Annotated in this window: 12 protein-coding genes; 6 read left to right on the top strand and 6 right to left on the bottom strand. The window is 67.3% G+C overall.

The window, feature by feature from the left end:
- Window positions 1–291: 291 nt before the first annotated feature.
- On the bottom strand, window positions 292–2,535 hold the full coding sequence (locus tag LC490_RS10080; RefSeq protein ID WP_223620103.1) for a TonB-dependent receptor: 2,244 nt from the start codon (window positions 2,533–2,535) through the stop codon (window positions 292–294).
- Window positions 2,536–2,794: 259 nt separating this feature from the next.
- On the opposite strand from LC490_RS10080, the gene LC490_RS10075 reads away from it, so the two are divergent.
- Window positions 2,795–4,192: a GntP family permease gene (locus tag LC490_RS10075; RefSeq protein WP_223620102.1), complete on the top strand. Its 1,398-nt coding sequence runs from the start codon at window positions 2,795–2,797 to the stop codon at window positions 4,190–4,192.
- A 125-nt stretch (window positions 4,193–4,317) separates the two neighbouring features.
- Here LC490_RS10075 and LC490_RS10070 read toward each other — a convergent pair whose 3' ends face one another.
- On the bottom strand, window positions 4,318–6,405 hold the full coding sequence (locus tag LC490_RS10070; RefSeq protein WP_223620101.1) for a S8 family serine peptidase: 2,088 nt from the start codon (window positions 6,403–6,405) through the stop codon (window positions 4,318–4,320).
- 513 nt (window positions 6,406–6,918) lie between these two features.
- On the opposite strand from LC490_RS10070, the gene LC490_RS10065 reads away from it, so the two are divergent.
- On the top strand, window positions 6,919–8,028 hold the full coding sequence (locus LC490_RS10065) for a glycoside hydrolase family 99 protein (RefSeq protein WP_051884497.1): 1,110 nt from the start codon (window positions 6,919–6,921) through the stop codon (window positions 8,026–8,028).
- Window positions 8,029–8,247: 219 nt separating this feature from the next.
- Here the strand turns inward: LC490_RS10065 and LC490_RS10060 are convergent, their stop codons facing one another.
- Together LC490_RS10060 and LC490_RS10055 are read right to left on the bottom strand one after the other, a co-directional pair.
- A complete protein-coding gene (locus LC490_RS10060; protein WP_031370844.1) occupies window positions 8,248–8,790 on the bottom strand; it encodes a response regulator in 543 nt (180 codons plus the stop codon).
- Complete coding sequence (locus LC490_RS10055; protein ID WP_223620100.1) at window positions 8,787–9,995, bottom strand: ATP-binding protein; 1,209 nt, start codon at window positions 9,993–9,995, stop codon at window positions 8,787–8,789. The genes LC490_RS10060 and LC490_RS10055 overlap by 4 nt, the downstream gene beginning before the upstream one ends.
- Before the next feature lie 243 nt (window positions 9,996–10,238).
- Between LC490_RS10055 and LC490_RS10050 the strand changes: the two genes are divergently transcribed.
- Window positions 10,239–10,649 (top strand): hypothetical protein, encoded by a 411-nt coding sequence (locus LC490_RS10050; RefSeq protein WP_223620099.1) that lies wholly within the window; start codon window positions 10,239–10,241, stop codon window positions 10,647–10,649.
- A 92-nt stretch (window positions 10,650–10,741) separates the two neighbouring features.
- Here the strand turns inward: LC490_RS10050 and LC490_RS10045 are convergent, their stop codons facing one another.
- The gene (locus LC490_RS10045; protein WP_223620098.1) at window positions 10,742–13,483 is read right to left on the bottom strand and encodes a TonB-dependent receptor; all 2,742 of its coding nucleotides are present in this window, start codon (window positions 13,481–13,483) and stop codon (window positions 10,742–10,744) included.
- A gap of 482 nt (window positions 13,484–13,965) precedes the next feature.
- Between LC490_RS10045 and LC490_RS10040 the strand changes: the two genes are divergently transcribed.
- Both LC490_RS10040 and LC490_RS10035 read left to right on the top strand, forming a co-directional pair.
- On the top strand, window positions 13,966–15,723 hold the full coding sequence (locus tag LC490_RS10040; RefSeq protein WP_051884501.1) for a DUF1800 domain-containing protein: 1,758 nt from the start codon (window positions 13,966–13,968) through the stop codon (window positions 15,721–15,723).
- Window positions 15,724–15,735: 12 nt separating this feature from the next.
- Complete coding sequence (locus LC490_RS10035) at window positions 15,736–17,169, top strand: DUF1501 domain-containing protein (RefSeq protein WP_051884502.1); 1,434 nt, start codon at window positions 15,736–15,738, stop codon at window positions 17,167–17,169.
- 258 nt (window positions 17,170–17,427) lie between these two features.
- Here LC490_RS10035 and LC490_RS10030 read toward each other — a convergent pair whose 3' ends face one another.
- Complete coding sequence (locus LC490_RS10030) at window positions 17,428–18,333, bottom strand: LysR family transcriptional regulator (protein ID WP_223620097.1); 906 nt, start codon at window positions 18,331–18,333, stop codon at window positions 17,428–17,430.
- Window positions 18,334–18,487: 154 nt separating this feature from the next.
- Here LC490_RS10030 and LC490_RS10025 point away from each other — a divergent pair, with 154 nt between their 5' ends.
- Window positions 18,488–19,240, top strand: coding sequence for an SDR family oxidoreductase (locus LC490_RS10025; RefSeq protein WP_223620096.1), 753 nt, complete (start codon window positions 18,488–18,490; stop codon window positions 19,238–19,240).
- The last annotated feature ends 21 nt before the right edge of the window (window positions 19,241–19,261 follow it).

Genomic DNA, 19,261 nt, shown 5'->3' with positions numbered 1-19,261 from the left:
CCCTCAACAAAGGGGGGAACGGCACGGGTTTTGGGTGGGGAACGAATCTCCCCGAAGCACTTCCCTGTTTACAAGAGAGAACGGCACGAGCTTCGGGATCGAACGAATCGTCCCGAAGTACCTCCCCCTTTGGAAAAGGGGGACCGAGGGGGATTTGCTCTCGGCTCTCGGCTCTCGGCTCTCGGCTTTCACTTCTCAATATCCGACCCAAGCCAAACAAAACGAATCCCCGCCATCCGTGGCAGAGGATTCACGCCGTCACGGCGACGTCGTCGGTCGCCGCGGCAACGATCAGAACGCGTACTTCACCGACAGCGTGTACTGACGCGGCGGGCCGTAGAAGCCGGTGTAGACGCCCAAGGCGGAATTGAGGCTGTAACCGGTGGTGCGGTATTCCTTGTCGGCCAGGTTGGTGCCCTGCAGCGACACCGTCCACGGGCCCGGGCTCTTCCAGGTCACGCCGGCGTTGACCAGGCCATAGCCGTCCTGGGTGATCGGCACCGCGCCGGTGCGGATGATCTCGGTGGTCGCCACCACGTCGCTCTGGTAGCTGTAGCCCACGCGCGCCGACAGATTGCTGCCGTTGCTCAGGTCGGTGCGGTACTCGACGTTGAGCGCGCCGGAGAAGTCCGGGGCGTTGGTGAACTCCTGCTCGTCGGCGATGTTGACGCCGGCATAGATGAATTCGTCGTACTTGGCGTCGAGCCAGGCCAGGTTGCCCGAGATCAGCCAATGCTCGTTCGGCAGCCACTGGTATTCGACTTCCAGGCCCTGCACCGTGCCGGAGCCGGCGTTGGTGAAATCGCCGAAAAAGGCATCGTTGGTGCCGTCGCCGTTGCTGTCGTAGGCGGTGAACACCGACAGCTGGATGTCTTTGTAGTCGTTGTGGAAATAGGCCAGGTTCAAGAACAGGCGCTGATCGAAGAAGGCCATCTTGCTGCCGACTTCGAAGCTGTCGACGACCTCGTCGTCGAAGGGCTCGGCCGAACGCGGCACCGCGGCGGCCTGTGCGCGGATGTTGTAGCCGCCGGACTTGAAGCCGCGCGTGGCCAGGCCGTACAGCAGAATGTCGGGCGCGATCTGGTAGTCGAGCGAGATCTTCGGCGAGGTGTTCTTGAAATTGATCTTGCGGTCGAAATTCGCCGCGACCAGGCCGTTGGGCACGCTGAAGCTGGCATCGCGGTAGCCGCGGTTCAGCACCTTGGCGCGCTTGTCCTCGTCGGTGTAGCGCACGCCGACGTCGAGCTTGAGCTTGTCGGTGAGATCGAAGGTCCAGTCGGCATAAGCGGCGATGCTCTCGGTGAAGACCGTGCCCTGGGTGTCGCCGAAGCTGAGGTTGAAGAAGTTGTTGAGCACCTGGCCGCCGGCCTCGCCGTCGAAGGCGTACACGCCCATGACGCCGCGGGCGCGGCCGCCGCCGTCGTAGTTGGCCTGCAGCTCGTGGGTGATCTGCTGGTCGCTGTAGAACGCCTTCACGTCGGCGATCTTGTTCTGCAGGGTGTCGAAGTCGATGTTGGTCTCGGTGTCCGACTCGCGCTTGGCCAGCACGTACTTGAAGCTCCAGTCCTCACTGGCGCGCCAGTTGACCGTCGCCGACGCGCCCTTGATGGTGGTGTCGTTGATGTTGGGCATGCCGCTGCGGATGTCGTAGCGCGAATTCAACGGCGCCTGGCCCGGGGCGAAGCGGTTGGCGGCGAGCATCTTGGCGCCGCGCACGCCGGACTGGTCGTCCATCCAGTCGAAGGCGAACTGGATGTCGAGGGCATCGCTGACGTAGGCGCCGAGGCTGCCGCGCAGGGCGAGAATCTCTTTATCGCTGACGTCCTGGCCGGTAACCACGTTCTCGCCAAAACCGTCGCGGTTGAGGCTGGCCACCGAGAGGCGGCCGCGCAGGGTGGCATCGCCGCCCTGGGTGCTGCCGCCGATCGGGCCGGCGATCGCCGCCTTGACGTCGAGCTGGCCGTAGTTGCCGACCGTGACCGAAGCGAAGCCGTCGAGCGAAGTCGGCAGGCCGCGCGAGATGTACTTGATCGCGCCGCCGATGGTGTTCTTGCCGTACAGCGTGCCCTGCGGGCCGCGCAGCACCTCGATGCGCTCGACGTCGAACACGTCGAGCAAGGCCCCCTGCGGACGGGCGATGTAGACATCGTCCATGTAGATGCCGACGCCCGGGTCGACGCCCCACAGCGGATCGGACTGGCCGACGCCGCGGATATAAGCGGTGATGGTGCTGCTGGAGCCGCGCGCGGCGTAGATGGTCAGATTGGGCACCTGCGCGTCGAGGTCGCTGAGGTCCTCGACGTTGAGCCGGTCCAGCGCCTCGGGCGTGAACGCGGTGATCGCGACCGGCACCTCCTGCAAGGTCTCCTCGCGCTTGCGCGCGGTCACGGTGATCGAACCCAGCGTCTTGGCCTGCGCCTCGGCGGCCGGCGCGGCTTCCTGCGCCCAGGCGGCCGGCGCCAGCAACGCGCCGGCGATGGCCAGGCTCAACGTGCTGTGGCCGATCTTGCTGCGTGTCTGCTTGCCTTGCTTCACGTGTGTCTCTCCCCTTGTAGCGGCCGTTTGCAGCAGCCGTTCGTAGCGATCGCGATGGGCCGGTGTCCGCACCGCCGCCATTCCGCCCCCACGCGAGAATGGCGGCGGCAGCTGGACGAAGGCCCCCGTCATGCCGCGCAGACTATGAGGACGCGGTCACGTCCGGCAGCTGTACCTTCGGACAATGCCCCGCCCGCCCGCGCTTGCCGACACTGCGCGCACCGACGGGCCTGGACGTTCGTCACGGGGAAACAAACCGATGGCGTTCGTGATCGTGCTGGCCGCGCTGTGCTTTCTGATGTATGTCGCCTACCGCGGCCACAGCGTGATCCTGTTCGCGCCGGTGGCGGCGCTCGGCGCAGTGCTGCTGACCGACCCGAGCCTGGTCGCGCCGATGTTCACCGGCCTGTTCATGGACAAGATGGTCGGCTTCCTCAAGCTGTATTTCCCGGTGTTCCTGCTCGGCGCGGTGTTCGGCAAGCTGATCGAGGTCTCGGGCTTCTCGAAATCGATCGTCGCCGCGACCATCCGCCTGCTCGGGCGCGAACGCGCCATGCTGTCGATCGTCGCGGTCTGCGCCCTGCTCACCTACGGCGGCGTGTCGCTGTTCGTGGTGGTGTTCGCGGTGTATCCCTTCGCCGCCGAGCTGTTCCGCCAGAGCGACATTCCCAAGCGCCTGATCCCCGGCACCATCGCGCTCGGCGCGTTCACCTTCACCATGGACGCGTTGCCGGGCACGCCGCAGATCCAGAACATCATCCCGACCGCGTTCTTCGGCACCGACACCTGGGCCGCGCCCTGGCTGGGCCTGATCGGCGGCGTGTTCATCCTGATCGTCGGCCTGCTCTATCTGAACTGGCGCCGCCGCGTGGCGCTGCGCGCCGGCGAAGGCTACGGCGAGAATCTGATCAACGAGCCGGCGCCGTTCGCCGGCGGCCGCCTCGCCCATCCGGCGGTCGCGATCCTGCCGCTGCTGCTGGTCGGCCTCGCCAACAAAGCCTTCAGCGTGTGGCTGCCGCAGGTGTACGGCGCTCGACACAGTTTCGACCCGGCGGTGATCGGCGACGCCGCACCGGTGGTGCAGGAGGTGTCGAAAATCGCCGCGATCTGGGCGGTCGAAGGCGCGCTGTTGATCGGCATCGCCGCGGTGGTCGTGTTTGCCTGGAAGCCGGTGACGGCGAGCTTCGCCGAAGGCAGCAAGGCGGCGATCGGCGGCGCCCTGCTCGCGGCGATGAACACCGCCAGCGAATACGGTTTCGGCGCGGTCATCGCCGCGCTGCCGGGCTTCCTGGTGGTCGCCAATGCCCTGGCCGCGATTCCGAACCCGCTGGTCAACGAAGCGGTCACGGTGACCGCCCTGGCCGGCATCACCGGCTCGGCCTCGGGCGGCATGAGCATCGCGCTCGCGGCCATGGCCGACAGCTTCATCGCCAACGCCAACGCCGCCGGCATCCCGATGGAAGTGCTGCACCGCGTCGCCGCGATGGCCTCCGGCGGCATGGACACCCTGCCGCACAACGGCGCGGTCATCACCCTGCTGGCGGTGACCGGCCTGACCCATCGCCAGGCCTACAAGGACGTGTTCGCGATCACCCTGATCAAGACCATGGCGGTGTTCGTGGTGATCGGGGTGTTCTATGCGACCGGGGTGGTGTGAGGCCGGCGTTGCGGCGGCTCATCGATCGTTCGTTGCGTATCGATCTGCCCTTACCTCACCTCATCCGCCCTCACCCCCACCCCTCTCCCGCACGCGGGAGAGGGGCTTTAAGCGGGTAGGAAGGCTCAAGCCGCGCAGTTGTAGCAGACCAGGGCGAAGTCCTGGTCGGTGTCGTCGCCGGCGTTCGGCAGTGCGTTGGAGTTGATGTCGGTCGCGCGCACTTCGACGTTGACGCTGCCGCCATGCTGCGCGGCCTGCAGGAACACGCCCTCGCCGTTGTTCCTGGCATCGGCGCTGCCGCCGGTGACCGACCAGCCGCTGCTGGAGAAAACGTTACCGAGGTAAGTGCTGGCGCCGGCGGTGACGCGCAGATCGAGGTTATTGTTCCAGGCCGGGGTGGTGCCGCCGAGGCCATGGCCGGGCGCATCGGTCCAGACCAGCATGATCCGGATCGGCTTACTCGGGTCGGCCGCGGTGAAGGTCCTCGTCCAGGTCTCGCCGCTGGCATTGAACACACGGCTCTGATCGACGTACTGCACGCTCTGCGCCGGCTGCAGCACCGGCTTGATCAGCATCCGCCCCCAGCCCTGCTTGCTGTCGGGCGCGGTGCCGAGGGTGCCGCCGTCGGCATCGAGACGGCCGATCAGGTTCTGCGCGACCGCGGTATAAGCGGCCTTGGTCAACGCCGGGCTCGGGTCGACGCCGAAGCGTGCGCGGTAGTACTGCACGAACAAGGCGCTGGCGCCGGCGACCTGCGGCGAGGCCATGCTGGTGCCGCACATCAGGCCGTGGCCGCTCGCGCTGTTGGCCGAGTCGATCGAACACCCCGGCGCGACCATGCTCGGTATGCGCCGGCCATCGAGCGCCGGCCCGTGCGCGGTGTTGCTGGACAAGTCGTTTATCGCGGTCAGCTGCACCGTGGCCGAGGTCTGTCCCTTGGTCGAGCCGATGGTGAAGGTGTTCTTGGCTTCGTCCGGCGTGCCCTGGCTCTGGGTGCCGCCGTTGCCGTTCATGAACGACAGCACGTAGTTCAGCGGCTGATCGCCGGGCGCATCGGGGTCGGCATCGCGCACGCCGACATCGACCTGGCGGGTGGCGTTGTCGTAACCGCGCGGCGAACCGGCCGGGCCCCAGCTGTTGCCGGAGATCACCGCGCGGTTGCGCACCGACTGGGTCATCAACAGCAACATGCCGCCGGCCTGGCTGTAGGTCGGCGAATAACGCTGCTCGACCAACTTGGCGCCCGGCGCCACGCCGAGACCGCGGCGGAAGCTGCCGTTCGGCGTGGTCGCGTTGACGTTCGATGCGCCGTCGCCGGCCATGATCGCCGCGGTGTGGGTGCCGTGCGCGCTGCTCGCCGCCGCGCCGCAGGTGCTGCCCACGCAGGCGGTCATGCGCGCGGCCAGGTCGGGATGAGTGTGGTAGATGCCGCTGTCGACGTTGGCCATGGTCACGCCGGTGCCGTCGACGCCGATGGACGTCAGATAAGCGCGATAACCGGGCAAGGCGAAATTGCTCGCGTTGACGTTGCCGGCGTTGATCTGGCTGCTGATCTCGCCGCGCAGGCCGCCGTCGGTCGGCACGCTCTGCACGCTGTAAACGCCGGGCGTCTGCGCCAGTGCCGAGAGGCGGTCAGCCGATATCCGCAGAGTCTGCGCCTGCAAGTGACGATCGATCGCGCGCGCCTCGGCGCCGACCTTGCTCGCACCGAGCACGTTCAATGCAGTGACGAAGCCGGAGTTGCCGCGGCGGCTGACGACATCGACCTCGACCGCCCCGGTCGCGGCCTTGCGCAGTTCGGCCTTGCGCAGTTCGGGCTGCACCCGATACGCCGGCAGGAAATCGCCGCTCCAACGCACTTCAGGACGGCCGGAGAGCCGCGCCAAGGCATCGCGACGGCCCCAGGCGACATAGGTGTAGGGATGGACGTACTGCACCGGCTCCAGGCCGGCACGACGCAGTTCGTCGAGCCAGGCCTGGCGCACCGGGCCGCCGAACTGGATCAGGCGCCAGTCTTCGCCATCGGCGCGCGCGCGGCCCCAGGCGCTGCTGGGCTGCACCGGCGTGGATGCGAGCGGGTCGAAACGCAATCCGCCCAGATCGAGTTCGAAACGCGGATCGGCGCCCGGCGAGGCGGCCGGAGCGGAAGAAGCGGTGGCGGCGAAGCCGATCGCTACGGCGATGGCGAGATGCAACAGACGACGGTCGGTCATGCGAGTTCTCCGATGGATCGATGGAACGCCGTCGGCGACGACGGCGGCTCGGGTTAGAGAAGTGCTGAAGAGCGACTGCGGGCGTCCCTGCTGCTGGCGTCGTGGGACGGCTACCGACACTGCGCCCGCGCCGGGGCGGCGTCCACGTGAATACGAACGGCGTTCCGCCGGCGACGTTGAGTGGCATCACAGAAAGCGATGCGCGCCGTTGGGTGCCGGCGGCCCGCGGCCGTGGCCTGAGACGGCGGTCGCGGCTTGCGCCGCGGCGGGGTTCGGCCGAAGCCAGGCCATCGGCCTTCAGCGCGACCGTCCGGCCATCCAAAAAATTCCAAACGAATCGAAAAATATTCGCCCTGGACGACGTGTCGGCGAGCGCAGCAGCGAAATCATCGGGGACCCGATGCGTTTCGACGATTTCGACAATGCCAAAACCGCGCGCTGCCGCTGCGCCGGCGCTGTGCGCGACGCGCGCGGCGTCCTATAGTCGGGCGGTCGCCGCTGCCCTACTCGTCCATGCGCCTGCTCTTACTGCGTTGCCTGTTGTCGATCGTCTCGCTGCTGTCGCCCTTACTCGCCTCGGCGGCGGATGCGCCGCACGCATTGAATCCGCGCGCGATCGCCTTCTACTACAACTGGTACGGCAGCCCGACGCTCGACGGCGCGCCGCTGCATTGGGCACACGATGTATTGCGCGAGAACGACCGCGACCGGACGGCCAAGCGCCTGCCCGGCAACGGCGACATCTCGGCCAATTTCTATCCGCAACTCGGCGAATACAGCAGCGCCGACCCGGCGGTGATCGAGCGCCACATGGCGATGATCGCCTCGGCGCGGATCGGTGTGATCGCGGTGACCTGGCTCGGCGTCGACGACCCGAGCTACAAGAGCCTGCGCCCGCTGTTCGAAGCCGCACAGCGCCACGGCGTGCGCATCTGCTTCCAGATCGAGCCGGCCGCGCGCAAGACCGCCGCCGACGCGCGCGCCTCGATCCGCTATCTGGTCGAGACCTTCGGCGCGCATCCGGCCTTCTATCGCGATCCGGACAGTAAACGCCCGCTGTTCTTCGTCTACGACTCCTATGTCATCGACGCCAAGGACTGGGCCCAGGTGCTCGGCCGCGACGGTGCCGACAGCATCCGCGGCACCGCTTTCGATGCCGATGTGCTCGGGCTGTGGGTCGGCGCCGACGAGCATGCCTTCTTCGAGCAGTCCGGCTTCGACGGCTTCTACACCTATTTCGCCAGCCGCGGCTTCAGCTACGGCGCCACGCCCGAGCATTGGCCCGAGTTGCAGCGCTGGGCCAAGCAACACGGCAAGCTGTTCGTTCCTTCGGTCGGCCCGGGTTATATCGACACCCGCGTCCGCCCCTGGAATGCCAAGAACACGAAGGAGCGCGACGGCGGCCGCTATTACGACGCGATGTTCGAGGCGGCGATCGACAGCGGCGCGCCGTTCATCGGCATCACCTCGTTCAACGAATGGCACGAAGGCACCCAGATCGAACCGGCAGTCGCGTTCAAGCACGCCGCCTTCGAGTATCTGGATTACGCACCGCGGGCACCGGAGTATTACCTCGAACGCACCGCGCATTGGCTGCAGCGCTATAAGTCCGCCGCCGAATAGCGCCTCACCGCTTCAAGGGTAGGAGCGGCGTCCCACGGGGATTTCCTGCGGTCACAAGCCGCGACCGCGCCGCCGCAGAGCCGGCGCAACGCGATGTAAAAGGTCGTGGCTGAAGCGTTCCCCACCCTACCGGGCTGACGAAGCCGCTTGAGATAGCGCGGTCGCGGCTCGCGCCGCTCCTACCCTTTACAGGCGCCGCGTCTTGCGGATTCGTCGCGGCTATCGCTCGCGCACCGGCCGTTTGGCCAGGCGCCGCTGCAGGGTACGCCGATCGACGCCGAGCACGCGCGCGGCGGCGGAGACGTTGCCGCCGCATTCGGCCAAGACGCGCTGCACGTGTTCCCAGCCCTGGCGCCTCAACGACGGCGGGTCGAGCGGCGGTTCCGGCGGCGGCGCTTCGGCCGCGGGCGACTCGAACGACTGCGCCAACGCTTCGATGTCGAACGGCTTGGGCAGGTAGTTCCAGGCACCGCGCCGCATCGCGTCGACCGCGGTGGCGATGCTGGCGTAGCCGGTCGCGAGCACGATCCGCGCCTGCGGGCAGCGCTCGCGCAGGTCGCGGATCAGCAGCAGGCCGTTGTCGGCGCCGAGCTTGAGGTCGAGCAGGATGCCTTCGGGCGCGAACTCGTCCAGCGCCGCCAGCGCACTCGCCGCATCGTGGCGCGCCTGCACTTCGACGCCGCGACGCTGCAGCAAGCGCGCCAGCACCTGGCAGAAGGCCAGGTCGTCGTCGATCAACAGCATGCGTGCGGGCAGGCTCATGCCGGCGCCCCGGTCAGCGGCAGATCGACTTCGGTAACGCAGCCCCCGCCCTCGCGTTCGAACTGGCGCACGCGGCCGCGGCTGCGTTCGATGCTGGCCTTGGAGATCATCAGGCCGATGCCGAGCCCCGGCCCCTCGCTGTCGTGGCGCGGGCGCGCGGCAATGCCGGCGGGGCCGGCGCCGCGGTCGAGGATCGTCACCACCAACCAGCCCTCGCGCACCTGCGTGGCGACCTCGACCGGCTCGTCGCGGCCGCGCGCGGCATTGGCGTCGGCGGCGTTGTTGATCAGGTTGATCAGCGCCTGCGGCAAGGCCGCGTCGATGCGCACTTCGCGATCGGCGGCGCCGCCGCGGAACACCGCGGTCGCGTTCGGCCGCAGCAAACGCCAGCGATCGACGCAGGCGTGGACGAAACGGTCGGCGTCTTCGACGGTGGCTTCGCCGGCGGCGCCACGGCGCGCCATCTCGGCCAGCGCGCGCACATGGTCGCGGCAATGCGCGAGCTGGCCGCGCAGCAGTTCGACGTCCTCGCGCGCCGGCGGCGCGTCGCTGGCGATCCAGTCGTCGACCAACAGGCTCATCGTCGCCAGCGGCGTATTGAGTTCGTGCGCGGTGCCGGCGGCGAGCGAACCCAGCGCCGACAACGACTCGTCGCGGATCGCGCGTTCGCGCGCTTCCGACAATCGGCGGCGCTGGTCGCGCACGATGCTCATGAAGCGGCTCAGGACTACGCCCATGATCACCGCCGAAAGCAGGAAATTGACCCACATGCCGGTCACGTGCAGCTCGAAATCGCCGCCGTGCACGTGCGGCAGCGGCACGTGGTGTTGCAGCAGCCAGGTGTAGAGCGCCGCAGTCAGCACGGTCAGGCCGAGCATCGGCGCGATTTCCAGGCCGATCGCCGCCACCGCCACCGGCACCAGGTACAGCGACACGAAGGGGTTGGCCGGGCCGCCGGAGAAATACAGCAAGGCGGTCAAGGTCAGCAGATCGACCAGCAACTGCAGGATCAAGGCGCGCGCACCGGCGTTGCGATGGCGCAGCCACCACACATGACTGACGACGTTGAAGGCCAGCAGGCCGGCCGAAATCGCCAACAAGGGCCGTGCCGGAATCGGCAGATTCAGGCGCTCGACGACATAGGCGACCGTGAGCACCTGCCCGGCCACCGCCATGTATCGCAGGTAGATCAGCAGGTGCAGCAAAGGCGGAGTCCACGGAGCGGGAGCGGCGATTATCGCATCCGCGCCAATGCGCCCGCGGGCCGCCCCGGAGCCTGCGTCATCCGGTCGCAGCCGCGGCCCGCGGCCGCGGCGGGGACTCGTGACGGCCCTGTCAGTTCCGACAGCCCGCGGCCCCGCCCGATATCCGCGCGTTATCCTCGGCCGGGCCAGAATCGTCTGGCCACTTCAGGAACGGACCTCATAAAATCAAAGGGATTGGCTCTCATGAACACCCTGTTCGGCAGCGCGCTCGTCGCCGCCGCGGTCGCCGCCTCCGCATTCGCGCCGGCGGCCGCGCAGCAGATCGCACCCCAAGCCATCACCGGGCCGGTGCTGTATTGCTTCGTCAGCCCCAACGACCAACCGCCGGTGGGCAACTTCGGCCGCTGCACCTCGTTCTATCCGGCCAGCAGCTACACCGCCACGTTCGAGATCCGCAATCTGCCGGCCGGCAGCTACAGCTATGTCTGGACCACCGAGCTGGGCCTGGTGCTGCCCTGCACCACTTCGCGCTGCAGCCAGCAGTACCGCGGCGGCATGGCGATCTCCGACATCGTCAACGTGACCTACACCAACCTGGCCACCGGCGAAGCCAAGACGCTGAGCCGCTCGCTGGCGATCAACGGGCCGTTCTGAGCGCAGGTTCGGCCACGTCCGCCGGATAAGAAAAAGCGGGCCGAGGCCCGCTTTTTCTTTGTCGATGCAGGACTCGCGCCTGTGCCGCGTCCTCAGCGGAAACGGTAGTCGAGCTCGAGCCAGAACTGACGGCCGTAGGGGTCGTAGTTGCCGACCGGATAGAACGGCCAGCCGCCGCCGCTGCGGTCCGCCGGCGGCTTGGAATCGCGCAGGTTGTTGACGATGAAGGCGATCGAACCGCGGTCGTTGAAGCGATACGAAACGCTGCCGTTGTAGCGCGTGTACGGCGCGATGCGGCCGCTGCCGTCGCTGTTGGGCAGGCTGCCGTAGCGCAGGGCGACGAGGTTCGAGCTCCAGGGGCCGATGTTCCAGGTCACGCCGGCATTGATCTTGCTGCGCCAATCGGTCGCGTCGAGCGAATCGCGGCGATCGGTCTTCTCGTCGTCGGAGAACTGCTGGTAATCGTGCTTGAGCACCAGGGTGTAGCCCAGGCGGCTGCTGAAGTCGCCGTAGCGGCCGGCGTTCCAACGGAAGTTGGTCTTCAGGTCGATGCCGTCGGTGCGTTCGGACGCGGCGTTGATCGCATTGATGAGCACGCGGCGAACCTGGTTCGGCTGCACCGCGGCATCGGCCGGGTTGCGCAGCACGCGGCTCAGCGCGTTCTGGCACAGCGGCGAGTTGATGTCGCGGCCCTCGCCGCCGACGGTCGCGCCAAGACGGCAATCGGCCTCCTCGCGCAGGATGCGGCTGCTGCTGAGGTTGGTGACTTCGTCCTCGAGACGGATGCTGTAGTAATCCAGCGAAACGTCGAAGCGTTCCGACGGCGACCAGACCAGGCCGAAGCCGTAGGACTTGCCGCTTTCCGGCTTCAGGTCGCGGTTGCCGGCGCTGGTGTAATCGATCGCCAGCCCCGAGTAATCGCAATTGTCGTAAGGCTGGCCGGCGGTGCGGCAACGCCAGTAGTCGGTCATGCCCGGGTTATAGCCGCGTGTTTCCGCGGCGAAGATGTAGTTCATGTCCGGCGCGCGGAAACTGGTCGAGGCGCTGCCGCGCAGCAGCAGGCTGTCGAAGGGGCGGTACTCGAGGCCGACGTTCCAGGTGCCCTTGCCGGATTTGCGCCCGGCGAAGCGGAACTCGTCGTAGCGCGCCGCCGCCGATGCGGTCAGGGTGCTGAAGATCGGCACGTTGATCTCGGCGCCGATCGCATAACGGTCGCGCTCGCCTTCGGCACGCGTACCCGAGCTGGTGTTCCAGAACGTGCCGTCGCCCAGGCGCGCATCGGGGCGGTTGCTGTAGCCCTGGTTGCCGGCTTCGAGCACGCCGGCGAAGCCGACCGTGCCGGCCGGCAGCTCGAACAGGTCGCCGTTGACGGTGAAGCTGAGGTTCTGGATCCAGGCGGCGTTCTCGCTTTCGTAGAAGCCGGTCAGGCGCTGGTAGTCGGCCGGCGTCAGCGGTTGGTACAGGCGCGAGGGACTCGGGTTGTACACGCCGATGCCGTTGCGCGTGCCCAGGCGCGGGCCGAGGTAGAACTCGTTGATGCCTTTCAGGAACTGGCGGCGCTTGGTGCGGTTCTCGTAGCGGCCGCGGTTGTAGGCGACCTCAAAGTCCCAACCCGACTCGCCGAAGCTGCCGCGCAGGCCGGTGGTGAACGCCCAGGAGCGTTCGAGGAAGCGATTGTTGTTGGCGTGCGCCGAGCCGATCTCTTCCGGGGCGATGCGGCGGTACCAGATTTCGTTGAGGCCGCTGGCCTGGTTGTAGAAATAGTTGTTGTCCGAAGTCCAGCTCGGCGCGCGGGTGTTGTTCTCGATGCTCGAAATGCCCAGTTGCAGGTCGGCGAACACCTCGGTGCGGTCGCTCAGACGCCAGGTCAACGAACCGTAGGCATCGGCGTTTTTCTTCTGGGTCTGCACGGTCCAGAACGCCGGCGAGGCCTCGTTGCTGCCGCAGTACCAGCCCTGGCGAGGATTGCGCGTGCGCTGCACCGAGCCGTGGTACAGCCCCGAGACCGCATCGCAGGCCGCGCCCGGGTCGATGAAACCGTTGCTCTGCGCGTTGCGGCGGAACGCCACCTGGGTCGGCAGCAGCGCGGTGCCGGAAGGTTGATCGAGCAAGGAGTCCATGAAGTCGCGCTGGTCGCCCCAGATCGCTTCGCGATGCAGCAGCTCGACGCCGAACACCGCATCGAACTTGTCGCCCGACAAACCGCTGACCACCTGCAGGCGCTGGTTCTGGCCGCCGCCCTGCTCGGTGCCGCCGACGCGCAGATTGACTTCGGTGCCTTCGAACTTGTCCTTGAGGATGATGTTGACCACGCCGGCGACCGCGTCCGAACCGTAGATCGCCGAAGCGCCGCCGGCCAACACTTCGATGCGCTTGATCAGCGCGGTCGGGATGTTGGCGAGATTGACGACGTTGACCGAGCCTTCATAGGCCAGCGGGTAATCGACCAGGCGCCGGCCGTTGACCAGCACCAGGGTGTGGTTGGGACCGAAGCCGCGCAGGTTGATGGTGTTGGCTGCCGGCGTGAAGGTATTGCCGAAATCCTCGCCCTGCACCGAGCCGGTGTTCTGGGTCAGCGCGCTGATCGCATCGAAGGCGCTGCGATAACCCTGCGCGTCGATCTCTTCCTTGCTGATGATGGTGACCGGCGACGGCCCTTCCAGGGTTGCGCGCGGAATGCGCGAGCCGGTTACGACAACTTGTTCGAGATTGGTCGCGGCCCGGTCGGCCGGCGGTGCCTCCGCGGCCTGGACAGCGGACGCGGCCATCATGGGCAACGCCAGGGCGAGAACGACGGAAAGCGGACGGCGTTGCAGCCGCAGGACAGCGTGCATGGGGAATCCTTGGCAGAGGGGTGGGCCAGGCCGCCGGGTGTTGCGATCCCCGGACACTGGCGACTGGCGTTCGATTCATCTTTGTTGCTATGCAGCACACACAGAAATGAAGGCGCTGCATCTGCATATGGCGACCGGGAATTTGCTTTGCGACGCAGAGCCTGCCGAGCCCGTCGAAACGGCGATGTGCGCTTGCGCACGAAGCCGATGCGAGCCGCTCGTGAACGTGGCGTCGGCAAATCGACAGAATCGGCAAAGCCGCACGCAATGCGATTCGATAAGTGCTCGTTATCTGCGTGACCGTTCGCACGTTGATGGGGATAACTGCGCCATCGTGGTGAATTCGCCGTCGCCTGTGCGCATTCGAACAGTGACGTAGCGCATCCCACGACACATTGATCTGTGACGCAACCGGGACTTTGCGGCTTGCCGGCCGACATAAGCTCGCGCTCCCCGACACGACCGATGACAGGAGCGCGCCGATGACCCGCTCGATAACCGCCTCCGAACAGGCCGCGATCCGCACTCGACTGCAGGATCGTTACGGCACGCTCGGACGCAGCACGCCGTCGAAAGCCGCGCGCGCCAAACTCGACGCGACGCAAAGCGCCGCGCCGGACGTGCAGGCCTCGCCGCTGCTGGTTTCGCCGCTCGACCTGCCGCGTCCTCCGTTCGTGGTGCGCGCGCTCGCCAGCCTCAGCTATGGCGCCACCGCGCAATCGATCAGCGAGTTCAACGCGCTCGGCACCACCGATACGCAACGGCTGGCCAACTACGTCGACTGGCAACTGGACTGGGCCAACATCGACGACAGCGCGGTCGAGACGCGTTTGCTCAACGCCGGCTACACCACCCTGGGCAAATCGCTAACCCAGTTGTGGGCCGACCATGTCAAGCCGAACCCGGCCTACGAAGTGCGCATGCGCCCAGCCTGGGAAGCGCAACGCGCTGCGCTGGTGCGCGCGGTGCATTCCAAGCGCCAGTTGCGCGAGGTCATGGTCAATTTCTGGCACGACCATTTCAACGTCACCGCCAGCGACTACGACGCCGGCCCGGTCTACGTGCATTACCAGCGCGACGTATTGCGCCCGCATGCCTTCGGCAATTTCCGCGCGATGCTCGAGGAAGTCGCCAAGAGCACCTCGATGCTCTACTACCTCGACAACGCCTCCAACACGCGCGCCGGCCCGAACGAAAACTTCGCCCGCGAATTGCTGGAACTGCATACGCTCGGCGCCGAGCATTACCTGGGTTTCATGGACCCGTTCCAGGTTCCGCCCGATGCCGAAGACCCGACCTACCCGGCCGGCTACACCGACATCGACGTTTACGAGACCGCCTCGGCCTTCACCGGCTGGTCGATCAAGAACGGCCACTGGCAGTACCCGACCGAGAACGACGGCAGCTTCGTCTATCGCCAGGCCTGGCACGATGCCGGCCCGAAGTTCCTGCTCGGCCGCATGCTCTATCCCGAGCAGCCGGCGCTGAAGGACGGGCGCGACGTACTCGACCGCCTCGCCAGCCACCCCGGCGTGGCCCGCTTCATCTGCAAGAAACTCATCCGCCGCTTCGTCAGCGACACGCCCAGCGCGGCTCTTGTGACCAGCGCGGCGGCGATCTTCCGCCAGAACTGGCGCAGTGCCGACCAGATCGCGCTGACGCTGCGCCACATCGTCTTGTCGAGCGCGTTCGCGCAGGCCTGGGGCCTGAAGTCGCGGCGCCCGTTCGAGGCCGTCGCCGCGGCGATGCGCACGCTCGGCAGCGACTGGACGATTGCGGTCGGCACGCCGAAGAGCGACGAGTTCGCCTGGCGCATGGGCTTCACCGGCCACGCGCCCTACGAATGGCCGGCGCCGAACGGCTATCCCGACACCCAGGCCGCGTGGTCGGGTTCGGGCAGTTATGCGATGACCTGGAAGATCCTCAACTGGATCACCGAAACCCAGGACGGCGGCGTGCCGATGGCGCCGATCCTCGCCACCACGCGCAGCAAGGTGCCGTCGTGGACGCCGACCAAGCTGGTCGATTTCTGGTGCAAGCGCATCCTCGGCTATCTGCCGACCGCGGCGCGCCGCCAGACCTTGATCGCCTTCATGGCCCAGAACGGCGACCCGCTCACTTACGTGGTCACCGACACCAACACCTGGGCGGCGAGCGACCTCAAGCGCCACTACAACCAGGACCGATTGCGCAGCATGGTGTCGCTGATCCTGATGTCGCCCGAATTCCTCAGCCGCTAGCAGGCCGCCGACATGACGCTGACCCGACGCGAGTTTCTCAAAGGCACCGCCGCCGTCACCGCCGGTGCGGTGGGCGGCCCCGCCCTGCTGTTCGCCAACCCCGCCTTCGCCGCCGCCAACGGCCACGACACTGTCGTGCACCTGTTCCTGCGCGGCGGCCTGGACGGCCTCAACCTGGTCGTGCCGATCAGCGGCAACGACCGCAGTTTCTACGAGCAGGCACGGCCGAATCTGTCGATCGCCGCGACCGGCACCTACGGCGCCTTGCCGTTGACGCTCGGCACTGGCGCCGCCACCGGCTTCGGCTTGCATCCCTCGGCGAACGGCCTGCGCGATCTGTGGAACGCCGGGCACCTGGCCATCGTGCACGGCTGCGGACTCGCTACTAGCGTGACCCGCAGCCACTTCGATGCGCAGCTCTACATCGATCTGGGCACGCCCGGGCAGCAAGGCATCGGCAGCGGCTGGCTGACCCGTGCGATGAACACCCAGCCGAACCTGAGCGGCGCGGAAAAACTGCCGGCGCTCGGCGTCGCTTCGCGGCAACCGGCCGGGCTGTTGGCTTCGGTGCAGGCGCTGACCATGGCCAGCCCGAGCGATTTCGCCCTCAACGCCGGCGCCTGGTCGTGGCAGACCGCGCGGCCCGATTCGCCGGTGGGCTTTCGCGGCGTCAACGAAACCCTGGCCAGCCTGTGGGCCGGAACGACCGCGCTCGAACTCGGCGGCCAACGCGCCGACCGCGCCTTGCAGGTGATCGCGCGCCAGTCCTACAGCGCGCCGCCGGCGGGCTGGCCGAGCAGCGGCTTCGCCCAGCAACTGTGGACCATCGCCCAGTCGATCCAGTTCGACCTCGGCCTGCACTACGCCACGCTCGACCTCGGCGGTTGGGACACCCATGACGGCCAGGGCACGGCCGGCAGCGGCTATCACTACTACCAGAACAAGATCGCCGAACTCTCGCAGGCCTTGTCGGCGTTTTATGCCGCGCTGGATGCGAGCGGACACGCCTCGCGCGTGACCGTGGTGGTGCAGTCCGAATTCGGCCGGCGCGTGCGCGCCAACGCCAACGGCGGCACTGACCACGGCTACGGCAATCCGGTGCTGGTGCTGGGCGGCCCGGTCAACGGCCGGCGTTTCTACGGCACCTGGTCCGGGCTCGATCCGGAAATCCTGTCGCCGCATTTCGGCGACGTGCCGGTGACCACCGACCACCGTCAGGTGCTGTCGGAAATCTTGGTGCGGCGGATGGGCAATACCGACCTTGCGACGGTATTTCCCGGATACACCGGCTATGCGCCGCTCGGGATCATGCGCGATTTCGGAACGCTGGCGAAACCGCTGCCGGAGCTGCGCCGGCTGTACAAACCGGCGACGAAACCGGCGGCGGCGGACGATCCGGATTTGCTGGAGCGTTTGCTGCGGTATATGCGGCAATTGGTGGACTGACGCCGGACCGTCCGCGCGCTGGCCGAGGGACGTTGCTTCTTTTCGCGGGGCGAGCAAGAGCAAATCCCCCGCGCTCTGCCTTCGCGGTCTTCACCGATTTCCGTCGGCGCCGCCCCCTTCTACAAAGGGGGCCATCGGTCAGCGCTCGCTGTCCCTTGCTTGATGCAACCCAAGTTCTTCCCCCCTTTGAAAAAGGGGTCTAAGGGGGGATTTGCTGTTGCTGTTGCTGTTGCTGTTGCTGTTGCAGCGCCCACCCCACTACTCCGCCCCGAACTTCTCCGCGAACAGCACCGACACCCAGTCGACGAACACCCGCACCCGCGGCGACAGCTGCCGGTGCTGCGGATACAACACCGACACCGGCACGCCCGGGCTGCAGTAATCGCCCAACACTTCCACCAGGCGGCCATCGCGCAGGTGCGGTTCGATGTGATGCCGCGGCAACTGGATCAATCCGCAGCCGCGCAAGGCCGCGGCGACATAGCATTCGGCTTCGTTGACCGAGATCCACGAGCTCAGCGGCACCTCGCGCAATTCGCCGTCGACGATGAACTCGAACGGATACCGCACATCGCGGTTGCTGGAGAAAAACCCCACCGACTGGTGCGCGGACAATTCGTCGGGATGTTTTGGGGTGCCGAAATACGCCAGATAGTCGGGGCTCGCACAGGTCGCTTCCGGCATCACCGCCAGGCGCTTGGCGATCAACGACGAGTCGCGCGGGTTGCCGGCGCGCACCACGCAGTCGATGCCCTCGCGCACCAGGTCGACCAGGCGGTCGCCGCTGCTGATCGCCAGGTCGATATGCGGGTAACGCGCGCGGAACTCGTCGATGCGCGGCAGGATGATCCCGGTCGCGTGCGAGCCGTGCAGGTCCAGGCGCAAGGTGCCGCGCGGATTGCTCGCGACCGAACGCAGCGCCGAATCGGCATCGTCGAGTTCGGCCAGGATGTGCACGCAGCGTTCGTAATAGGCCTGGCCGTCGAGGGTCGGCCGCACCTGGCGCGTAGTGCGTTCGAGCAGGCGCACGCCCAGGCTCGCCTCCAGCTCCTTGATCGCATGGGTCGCGGTGGCCTTGGGCAGGTCGAGCACGCCGGCGGCGCGGGTGAAGCTGCCGAGCTCGACGATGCGGGTGAACAGGCGCAGGGCCTCGAAACGGTCCATGGCGGGCTCCCGGGCGGCCGGCGGCGACATTGTTGTCAATTATTGAATTGTATTGCCAATCCAGCATGGTTTATCCAACCCAAGACAATCAGCAGACTGCCTCCACCGCGGAACCCTGGCATCCCGCCCCCGCCACCCAACCTGGAGTCCAGCCATGTCGTCCACCCAGCCCGTCCAGACCCAGACCGCCCTCGTCACCGGCGCCTCGCGCGGCATCGGCCGCGCCATCGCCCTGCGCCTCGCCGCCGACGGCTACGCGGTCGTCGTCAACTACGCCGGCAACGCCGCCGCCGCCGAGGCCGTGGTCGCGCAGATCCGCGACGCCGGCGGCCAGGCCATCGCCGCCCAGGGCGATGTCGCCGATCCCGCCGCGATGGAGCGCGTGTTCGCCCTCGCCTTGCAGACCTACGGCCGCCTCGACGCGGTGGTCAACAGCGCCGGCATCATGCCGTACGTGCCGATCCAAGGCGGCGACCTGGCCGAGTTCGACCGCGTCATCGGCACCAACCTGCGCGGCAGCTTCGTCGTGCTCGGCCTGGCCGCGCAGCACCTGCGCGACGGCGGCCGCATCGTCGCCCTGTCGACCAGTGTGATCGGCAAGGCCTTCCCTACCTACGGCCCCTACATCGCCTCCAAGGCCGGCGTCGAAGGCCTGGTGCACGTGCTCGCCAACGAACTGCGCGGCCGCAACATCACCGTCAATGCGGTCGCCCCGGGCCCGGTCGGCACCGAGCTGTTCCTGCACGGCAAGAGCGAAGAACAGATCGCCCACTTCCGCGGCCTGGCGCCGCTGGAACGCCTAGGTACGCCGGAGGAAATCGCCGCGGCCGTGTCCTTCCTCGCCGGCCCCGACGGCAGTTGGGTGAACTCGCAGGTGCTGCGCGTCAACGGCGGCTACGTTTTCTGATCGTCGGCGGCGCGGTCTTCG

The organism is Lysobacter sp. ESA13C (assembly GCF_019970005.1).
GTDB classification, from domain to species: Bacteria; Pseudomonadota; Gammaproteobacteria; order Xanthomonadales; family Xanthomonadaceae; genus Lysobacter; species Lysobacter antibioticus_B.
Note: the sequence above shows the minus strand (reverse complement) of the source record. Positions and strands in the feature narration are given on the sequence as shown.

What these genes read in the sequence shown, in the direction of transcription:
- LC490_RS10075 (WP_223620102.1), top strand. Translation starts at nt 2,795, where the DNA reads ATGGCGTTCGTGATCGTGCTGGCCGCGCTGTGCTTTCTGATGTATGTC.
- LC490_RS10045 (WP_223620098.1), bottom strand. Translation starts at nt 13,483, where the DNA reads ATGCACGCTGTCCTGCGGCTGCAACGCCGTCCGCTTTCCGTCGTTCTC.
- LC490_RS10060 (WP_031370844.1), bottom strand. Translation starts at nt 8,790, where the DNA reads ATGAGCCTGCCCGCACGCATGCTGTTGATCGACGACGACCTGGCCTTC.
- LC490_RS10040 (WP_051884501.1), top strand. Translation starts at nt 13,966, where the DNA reads ATGACCCGCTCGATAACCGCCTCCGAACAGGCCGCGATCCGCACTCGA.
- LC490_RS10070 (WP_223620101.1), bottom strand. Translation starts at nt 6,405, where the DNA reads ATGACCGACCGTCGTCTGTTGCATCTCGCCATCGCCGTAGCGATCGGC.
- LC490_RS10025 (WP_223620096.1), top strand. Translation starts at nt 18,488, where the DNA reads ATGTCGTCCACCCAGCCCGTCCAGACCCAGACCGCCCTCGTCACCGGC.
- LC490_RS10035 (WP_051884502.1), top strand. Translation starts at nt 15,736, where the DNA reads ATGACGCTGACCCGACGCGAGTTTCTCAAAGGCACCGCCGCCGTCACC.
- LC490_RS10050 (WP_223620099.1), top strand. Translation starts at nt 10,239, where the DNA reads ATGAACACCCTGTTCGGCAGCGCGCTCGTCGCCGCCGCGGTCGCCGCC.
- LC490_RS10030 (WP_223620097.1), bottom strand. Translation starts at nt 18,333, where the DNA reads ATGGACCGTTTCGAGGCCCTGCGCCTGTTCACCCGCATCGTCGAGCTC.
- LC490_RS10065 (WP_051884497.1), top strand. Translation starts at nt 6,919, where the DNA reads ATGCGCCTGCTCTTACTGCGTTGCCTGTTGTCGATCGTCTCGCTGCTG.